This is a genomic window from Wandonia sp., assembly GCF_984588085.1.
Genome location: NZ_CFIGVI010000011.1, coordinates 90313 through 98333 on the forward strand (window position 1 = coordinate 90313; position 8021 = coordinate 98333).

The 8021-nt window shown below is 38.2% G+C and carries 10 protein-coding genes and 3 tRNA genes; 3 read left to right on the forward strand and 10 right to left on the reverse strand.

The window, feature by feature from the left end:
* Window positions 1–19: 19 nt before the first annotated feature.
* The 10 genes from AC4PL9_RS06625 to AC4PL9_RS06670 form a co-directional block, all read right to left on the reverse strand.
* Window positions 20–220, reverse strand: a complete 201-nt coding sequence (locus tag AC4PL9_RS06625) for a hypothetical protein (RefSeq protein ID WP_491603968.1) — start codon at window positions 218–220, stop codon at window positions 20–22.
* A 2-nt stretch (window positions 221–222) separates the two neighbouring features.
* Window positions 223–510, reverse strand: a complete 288-nt coding sequence (locus AC4PL9_RS06630) for a hypothetical protein (protein ID WP_491603969.1) — start codon at window positions 508–510, stop codon at window positions 223–225.
* Between the two features lie 137 nt (window positions 511–647).
* Window positions 648–1586: an SMI1/KNR4 family protein gene (locus AC4PL9_RS06635; RefSeq protein ID WP_491603970.1), complete on the reverse strand. Its 939-nt coding sequence runs from the start codon at window positions 1584–1586 to the stop codon at window positions 648–650.
* A gap of 230 nt (window positions 1587–1816) precedes the next feature.
* On the reverse strand, window positions 1817–2608 hold the full coding sequence (locus tag AC4PL9_RS06640; protein WP_491603971.1) for a hypothetical protein: 792 nt from the start codon (window positions 2606–2608) through the stop codon (window positions 1817–1819).
* A gap of 125 nt (window positions 2609–2733) precedes the next feature.
* Window positions 2734–2886 carry a tyrosine-type recombinase/integrase gene (locus tag AC4PL9_RS06645; protein ID WP_491603972.1) on the reverse strand — a complete coding sequence of 51 codons (153 nt, stop codon included), beginning with the start codon at window positions 2884–2886 and terminating at the stop codon, window positions 2734–2736.
* A gap of 41 nt (window positions 2887–2927) precedes the next feature.
* Window positions 2928–3503: an NAD(P)H-dependent oxidoreductase gene (locus tag AC4PL9_RS06650; protein ID WP_343787638.1), complete on the reverse strand. Its 576-nt coding sequence runs from the start codon at window positions 3501–3503 to the stop codon at window positions 2928–2930.
* A gap of 57 nt (window positions 3504–3560) precedes the next feature.
* Entirely contained in the window at window positions 3561–4145 is a 585-nt protein-coding gene (locus AC4PL9_RS06655) for a Crp/Fnr family transcriptional regulator (RefSeq protein ID WP_491603973.1), read from the reverse strand.
* 3 nt (window positions 4146–4148) lie between these two features.
* Window positions 4149–4892: a serine O-acetyltransferase EpsC gene (epsC, locus tag AC4PL9_RS06660; protein WP_491603974.1), complete on the reverse strand. Its 744-nt coding sequence runs from the start codon at window positions 4890–4892 to the stop codon at window positions 4149–4151.
* 74 nt (window positions 4893–4966) lie between these two features.
* The gene (locus AC4PL9_RS06665) at window positions 4967–5722 is read right to left on the reverse strand and encodes a hypothetical protein (protein ID WP_491603975.1); all 756 of its coding nucleotides are present in this window, start codon (window positions 5720–5722) and stop codon (window positions 4967–4969) included.
* A gap of 40 nt (window positions 5723–5762) precedes the next feature.
* Entirely contained in the window at window positions 5763–7220 is a 1458-nt protein-coding gene (locus AC4PL9_RS06670) for a hypothetical protein (protein WP_491603976.1), read from the reverse strand.
* 214 nt (window positions 7221–7434) lie between these two features.
* On the opposite strand from AC4PL9_RS06670, the gene AC4PL9_RS06675 reads away from it, so the two are divergent.
* The 3 genes from AC4PL9_RS06675 (at window position 7435) to AC4PL9_RS06685 (ending at window position 7969) form a co-directional block, all read left to right on the forward strand.
* A tRNA-Ser gene (locus AC4PL9_RS06675) sits at window positions 7435–7521 on the forward strand.
* A gap of 129 nt (window positions 7522–7650) precedes the next feature.
* A tRNA-Pro gene (locus AC4PL9_RS06680) sits at window positions 7651–7725 on the forward strand.
* Between the two features lie 170 nt (window positions 7726–7895).
* Window positions 7896–7969: transfer RNA gene (locus AC4PL9_RS06685), tRNA-Arg, on the forward strand.
* Window positions 7970–8021 lie beyond the last annotated feature (52 nt).

Consider the following 8021-nt stretch of genomic DNA (forward strand, 5'->3'; position numbering starts at 1 on the left):
TTTTGTATAATCTCAAATTTCATAGTTCTCTAATGACACACAACGTTTTGGCTATGCGCAGTGTCCCGAAGGGCATTGTGTATAAGTTTTGTTGTGCTTTCGATTCTTTTTCGACAAAATTTATTTCTCCGAAAACAACACCCATTGGTGCATCTGCTTTTTCAAGTCTTGTCGTTCCAATTTTATTTGAGCCTAGATAAATCGAATATTCTTTTTCCATTTTTAATCCCTTATTTGACTTACAAATTCAATTCCACCAATTCGACCATCTTTTAAGATGTCAAGAACTATTGTCCCTTCGGTTTCGTGTTCCAAAACAATGCTTTCATCAAACTGCCATTCCGAACCAGGTTGATTTGGTCTTTCTCCTGACACGAAATATATATATGGTTGTCTTATCCACTTTTTCCTTTCTGATTTTTCTAATTCTGTAATTAGGTCAAGTCTATCAGGCTCCTGTTCCTTAATCAACTCTATAATTTGTTCGATATGAAATTCTGTTTTTTGCATTTATTTAATGATACACAACGGCTCAGGGCTTGGTGTTCGGGTAGAAAATTTCGAGCGAGTGACAAAACTCAAATTTACGAAAAAATGTCGAACGGAAACGTTTGACCAGCCTGACGTAAAACCCTTGTTATGGGCAGTTATTGTTTTTTTTTCATTTCTTTTAATGTTTCGTGCAAGTGGTTTTCAGAGTTTAGTAAACGATTTTCAGTTTTACCAAGTTCTGCGAATATTTTATCGAATAAATCGTCCAAGTTTTCTGCAAGTACAAACATATCTTCTTCATCTCGTCCAAAGTTGATTACTTGTCCTTTTTTACCTTTTGTATCAGGGTCAAGGTCAATTCCTATGTAATTTCCTCCATAGTCAGAAAAAATTGGCAACCACTTGTGATGAAAATATTTAAGTTGAATAGCGTTTTTAGGCGTTGACGTAAATGAGATTTCATTATCGAAATCGTAAGTCGTGCGTTCAACTTCATATTTTCCATTTGAGTAAACCACAAAGTTTAGCTCGTCCCACTTATATGTTGGTTGTTCTAATTTTTGTAACTCTTTTGCTGTTTCAATACCATATTTGCGGTCGTTTGTATCAATTTCCAAAATTTCTCGTTCTTTACCTGTCGTATTTTCAGTTGCATAAATGTAAGGTCCACCAAAACTATTTGGTCCGCACTCAAATTCCATTTTATACCAACTTTTTTGAAGTCCGAAAAGTTTATGTTTCGGTGCTTTGCTGACATAAAAATCTACAATTTGGTTTATCAGTTTTTCCGATTGTTCGGGATTTTCGATAGTTTTTGTTCCCGAGTTGATTAAAGTTCGGCTAAATTCCAATTGTCGAATAATTTCGTCTGAACTGCAAAAATTCTCTCCAAATAACACTCCGTTTCCGTCCTCATTTTGTCCGTTGGCAAAAGAATAAAGTTCTTTTATTTCGTTTGGAAGTTGTTCTTCAAGTAAGTTTTCAATTTTTTCAATGTCATTACTTGAAATAGGATTGTTCAACGTCCCGATTGGCTCGTCAGAGTTGTTTTTCTGAATGTCTATAATTTCTTGAAATTTTGTCGTGATGTTCATACGGTGTCTGTTGTTTTATAATTGCCCATAACGCTTAGTATATGGCAAGTAGAACAATAAAAAGCGATATCTGCCAGCTGGCGAATGCACTGAGCCAAAACATTGTATTTTGTTTTTAATTTATTCATGCTTAAAAGCCAAATCGTTGATTTGGCGGTGTTAGTAAATAGCACAGACCTTTCGTAAACCACTGAACGCCCTATTTGCTATATACCGTGTTAGCTACTTTTTTAATCGTTACCGCATTGACATTCTTCAATTAAGTTTTCTTGGTGGTAGTTGATATAATCTCTAGCAGCCAAAAGCACTTTGTCATATTCAAAATTAAGACTTCTAACGAAGAGCCCTTCATAGAAGTTATTGGTGTCAAGCCCTTCAAAAGATTTGGTATGCACGATTTCGTCTCTGAAATTCTTTAAGTCTTTGATTAAATCGTATTTGTGAATGAATTCGCCAACAAAATTCTTTCCTCCAAACTGAGGCACCTGAGGAATTACTTGTTTTATTTTCTCCAAGAACTCAATATGTCGCTGTATCTGTAATTTGTCGAACAGTTCAGTTCTTTTGTTTTGGATTTTTCTTCTGTATTCAAAATCTGCTGGAATTGATTTGTTGATAAATGCCTCAAGAGATAAAAACAGGAAAATGATAAAATTGGATGCATTAGAATAATACCAATAGAAATCTCCATTTACAGCATGAAAATCTTTGTAATCCGCAGAAAGTTTAGAAAACAACTCATCTCTTCTGCTCTTTATCATTTTGTGGTAATGTAGTGCTGTATCAAAGTAAATAACAATTGGATCTGGTTCTGGGATCAAATAGATTTTTCCTTCGTTTTCGTATTTAAAGGTTTGAACCATTTTGTTATCCTCTGTAAAAGCATAAGCAAAATAACCATCCATTCTCTTGTCAGCTATTTTTGTCAATTCAACTTCATCAACAGGAGCGTTGTTTAATACTTCTGCTGCCCCCTCTGATAATTGAGCAAGCTTGACATATTTTTTAACTAAGTGCTTCATGTTTTTTCATTTCAGGAATTGTAGCTAACTAATATATACACTCACCAAAAGTAAACTTAGCCAACATCTATTTGTTGGATAGGTACACCTTTGGATGTATACTATCACCCGAATGTAGCATAAAATTATAAATCGTCAAAGGGGCTTTTTACATTTTGTAAACTCCTGATACTGACATGTGTGTAAATATCTGTTGTACTGCTAATTTTGTATCCTAAAAGCTCTTGTATGTACCTCAAATCAGTTCCACTTTCCAATAAATGGGTTGCATAACACATGTATACGACCAGACATCTTAGTAAACAACCCCACTCTTCTCCTACTTCAGGTTTTTGCCCAATCGGGTTATTTTATTCAGCCATTTTTGTCTGAATTCATCCGTCGAGCCCTTGATTACTGAAATGTAGGTAACCTTGACCGGATTGATCCCACAAAACTGTAATGTACCTTTCTTAAATTGATTGATCGTGGGTTGTCCCATAAACAAACGGTCATACCAACGGGGGGTATCCGATGTGATAACGATACGTGAGGTTTTACCTTTTAACAGTTTTTTTGGGAAGGGTTTACCCGGAACAGGCTGATAGGTTAAACCGGGGAGAAAAGTCCGGTCGATAAACCCTTTCATAATAGCCGGATAACCGTACCACCACATCGGAAAAAACCAGACAATGTGGTCTGCTTCCTGAATCTTATCCAGTGCATCCTGTAAATCCGGCTCCAGTTCACATCGCTGACGGTATCCGTATCGCAAATTCGGATCAAAATCCAACTCTCCTATATTGATCCGGGTGATCGTTGCACCTGTTGCTATTGCTCCCTTGTAATACGCTTCTGCTAAGGCGTAATTGAAACTTTCTTGATCCGGGTGACCAGTAATGATTAGAATTTTCATGTTTTGTTTTTTTGTACAAAAGAACGATTTCCGGTACAGCCGAAAAAGGACATTTGTCTAATTCGATCCCGAAGTACTTCTTATTCTGCTCAAATGTCGTTGAGTTATCCCCAGGTAAGAAGCCAGATAATTCAGAGGAATCAGTTGTAAATACTCCGGGTGCTGCTCTACCAAACTCCGGTAGCGCACCTCTGCACTTTCCCGTTGCAGGATAAACACACGCTGTTCCATCTTTACATACTCGCGCTCCGCAATCATCTTCAGCAAGCGCAGCCAGTTTACGCTTTTCGCTTCCAACTCTGTTACAACCTCTCTGGAAACCGAAAACAATTCTACATCTGTTAACGCCTGTATATTTTCAACAGTTCCCTGCTGGGTAATAAAAGATGAATAGGCTGTAATAAAAGCACCTTCAAACGAAAAGCAATAGGTTACTTCTTCCAGAGAAGAAGAGTAATAAAAGGAACGCAAAACACCTGAAAGAACAAAAACAACTTCCCGGCATACCTTCCCCTCTCTAAAAAGATATTCTCCTTTTTTGAGTCGCTTTCGCACCACTTTTCCACAAAACTCTTCAATCTCTTCCTCCGTTAACACCTCATAGGTTCTGAGATATTCCTGCAAACGTTCCGAATCTTCCATTTCTTACAGTAGTTTTTTTGCTTCTCCGATTACTTTCGCAGGAACTCCTGCAACGGTGTATCCGGGTTCAACACTTTTGGTCACAACACTTCCCGCAGCTATGTTTACATTGTCCCCGATAGTAATATTGCCCAACACGGTTGCCCCTGCACCGATGATCACATTTTTTCCAATCTTTGGGTGTCGATCTCCCCCCTCGTGTCCGGTTCCTCCCAGTGTTACGTTATGAAAAATAAAAGCCCTGTCCCCGACCTCCGCTGTCTCGCCAATGACAAGTCCGATACCATGATCAACAACGATACCTTTTCCTAATCTGGCGTTGGGATGAATATCCACTCCATACACCTCAAAAATACGATTCTGGAAATACTTGGCTGTTAGTTTTTTCCCTTCCAGAAAAAAACTTCTCGCAATACGATAGGCAGTTACGGACTGAAATCCTCTTGAAAAAAGCAGTACTTCCAAATACGTCTCACAAGCAAAATCACGGTCAAAATAGGTTTTCAGATCGGTTACAAACTCTTCCTGAATAGTGACATTTTCATTTAGTATGTTATAAAACAATGCCTGTAAATCTTCCTGACTCCGAAAGTTATCACACAACTTATGACTCAGGATAGTTGCCAGTGTACCTAAAAATCCTTGTTCTTCAATAACATTTTTCTCAATAACCAACCGGATCTCCGGCTCTTTCTCCCGGTTCTCCTCTATCTCCTGTCGTATTTTGCTCCACAAACTCTCCATCATTTCTCACTCCTGTTTATACACAAACGAAGTTAGGCGTATTTTGAATTGACAGTGGTTAACTCCAGGTTATTTTATTACCACCGGCTTTCAAAAAAATCTCTGCCATCTCTCAACACCGGTTCGTTCTTTACCTCTTTCAGTTTCAATACAACCTGCATTCCCGTAAACAACGTATACGTCAATTGCACAAAACCATATTCACCGGAAAAATGAGCTACTAGGGATGAACTTCCTATTTCCGAATGTGTCTTTGCCTGTATACGTACACATTCTACCTCACCGAAATTTGTCAGAATACGTTCCTTTCCTTCTCTTTTATAGTGATAATTCAACAACAATTTATCGGTCCAAACACCCCAAACGGAGTCCGACCAGTAACTCGAAATCAACATGCTATCCTTCCATTCCTCCGGATTCTCCTCTCCCAGTTGTATATAGGGAAACGGACACGTCTCCAACGCACGAAAAAAGCCTTTTCGAGGAGGATGCAACCATATATTTGTTTCATTTTCGACAAGCCCGGTGAAAGCTGCTATCTTCGGATCAGGTTCATAACTGTATATGATTTGCGTTTGATTCCGATTAGTTCGCTGAAAAAGTTTCGGTCGGATTACGGTCAGATGTATTTCCTTCAGCAAGGCTTCTGCCCTATTTTCTGTCAGTTTAAATGTGTCCTGTTCTTTATTTTTCAGGTAATATTCCTGATCTCCCGAAAGAATCTGACATTCGTACACAAAGACCTTTCCCAGTGTATAAATAACATTATTTCGATCTACTCTTCCTTTTTCCAGAATTACGCCATCATATTGCTGCCCGAAACTAAAATTCATACATAGAACAAGCCAACAACTGATTATGGAACAACAGGATTTATTCATTCTTTTCTACTGTCTTTATCGCATTTTTCAACGCGTGTTTGGTTTCAAAATAAGTAGCTTTGATTGCCGCCAATTGTTTTGGGTTATCTGCTAAAGTCTTCTCCAGAGTTTCTACTAAAAATTGATAATTCGTAAACCGAACAGGGGTCATTAGAATTGTTTTCAACCATTCCCACATCCGCTCCTCTCCTATTTCCTTTTCTATCGCTGAAAAAATCAAGGGTGCGTAATAGTATACATACAATTCCCTGTTACTATAATCAGCATCAGAACGAACTTTCCCAAAGGGAACCGGGTTAAACCCTTTGAGATCTTCAATTTTCGTCCGGATCAACTTTTTGTACACATCTTTCCCTATTAGCTCTTTTGTTAATTGCAGCGACAGGTATTCCGCAAACCCTTCGCTCATCATGTCTCCCAAATCAGCATTGAAAACTTTGTAATTGCCAAAATAATAATGTCCGAGTTCATGAGCAATAAAGGGTCTGTACCAATTTTGTAGCCGGGGATCAAAAAGACTTTCCAGACCATTCTTCCCCCAGCCTATACTCACAATCGTCGGATAAGATACATACAACCATCCGTCTTTTCGGGAAGTAGGTGTTGTCTGTACAAAAGTTACCGGTTGATCAAACGGAAGAGAAAGTTTTTGTGTGTAAAATGCTTTATAGGTATTAATCAATTCACTAAACTCCCGGATCTGCTCATCCGTAATTCCGGGATTAAGAATGTAGGTTTCTTCTATTGCAGAAAAGTCGTAATTTCCACAAAACAAAGTCAATTCCTGAGGAATATCGCTTTTCAATGTAGCACGAGTGGTTTTTACAGGTGCATTACCATTCACATATAACGTAGAACAATCCTCACATACAATTTCAAGGTCATACCTCACATGCTCATAGGTTTTGTCATTTTCAACATCATACAAAACAGGATACCAGGCAGTTTGCATACCATCCGTTCGTACAGAATTATGATTGAACGCTATATTTCCCTTCCAGTCTTTACGACTGTAATTTTCTATCGTATCCGCTACCACCGGAAACTTCCCCACATACTTTACACGGACTGCTTCCGGAAGAAACTTAGACTTTCTGTCATTTGTTGGAAAGAAATAAGCATTCGATTCACCCGTCGAAAGCGTATCAAACAATGATTTATCATAGTAGATCATAAATTCATCCGGCTTCACACTTTTAAAATGCAGTATGTTCATTCCCGAATTAAGACGTAGAAAATAATTTTCCAATTGCGGAATATTCTGTAAAGTCAAATCACAATCAAATGTACCTTCTGCAATAGATATTTTCACTTTCCCTGTGAGTAAGGGTGCTTTTTCCTGTGCAAATAGCGGGGACATGCTCCAAAACAACAATTGCGAGAATGCGAGAACTACATAGTTTTTCATTTTACCTTTAGGATTAGAATACAATAATAACGGAAATTCCATTTTTTCACTTTAGAAAACCTACTTTCTCCGGATCTTTTCTCTTTCAAAAGAGGAATACAGGCCTCAATAACTCTTATTTCTAACTACTTATCATTTTTCAAAGATGATTTTTTACTTTTCCCACTTGTTTTATCAGTATTATTTATAAATTTGCGCCCAGTTCAACGGAACAGTGTTCTTTTTTCGATAAAAGAATAGCTCTTTTGAAATATTTGGTGGAGTGGGTGAGTGGCTGAAACCACCAGTTTGCTAAACTGACGTACGGGTAACCGTACCGCGGGTTCGAATCCCGCCTCCACCGCATTTTTTTTTATAAAAATGTTTGCGGTTTTAAAAAGAATCAGTATTTTTGCACCCGCTTTCATTATAAATGATCTGACAACGGTTAGAAATAAATTGAAATATTGAAATATATCAGGGGTTATCTCCTCGGGGTGTAGCGTAGCCCGGTTATCGCGCCTGCTTTGGGAGCAGGAGGTCGCAGGTTCGAATCCTGCCACCCCGACAAAGGGGATGATGCAAGTCATCCCCTTTGTTATTTCTGACAGTATCTGAATCTGTATTGTCTGACAAGTTACTTCTCGATACGTTTCGGGAAAACTTAGTAATTTGCGATTACATTACTCATGGTTCAGGCTTTCCCGAAACGTATCGGGAGTTATATAATTATTGATCGGTCCCATAGCTCAGCTGGATAGAGCAACTGCCTTCTAAGCAGTAGGTCTCAGGTTCGAATCCTGATGGGATCACTAAGGACGGTTTTAAACCGTCCTTTTTTGTTTTCCTAAACACTAATAGTCA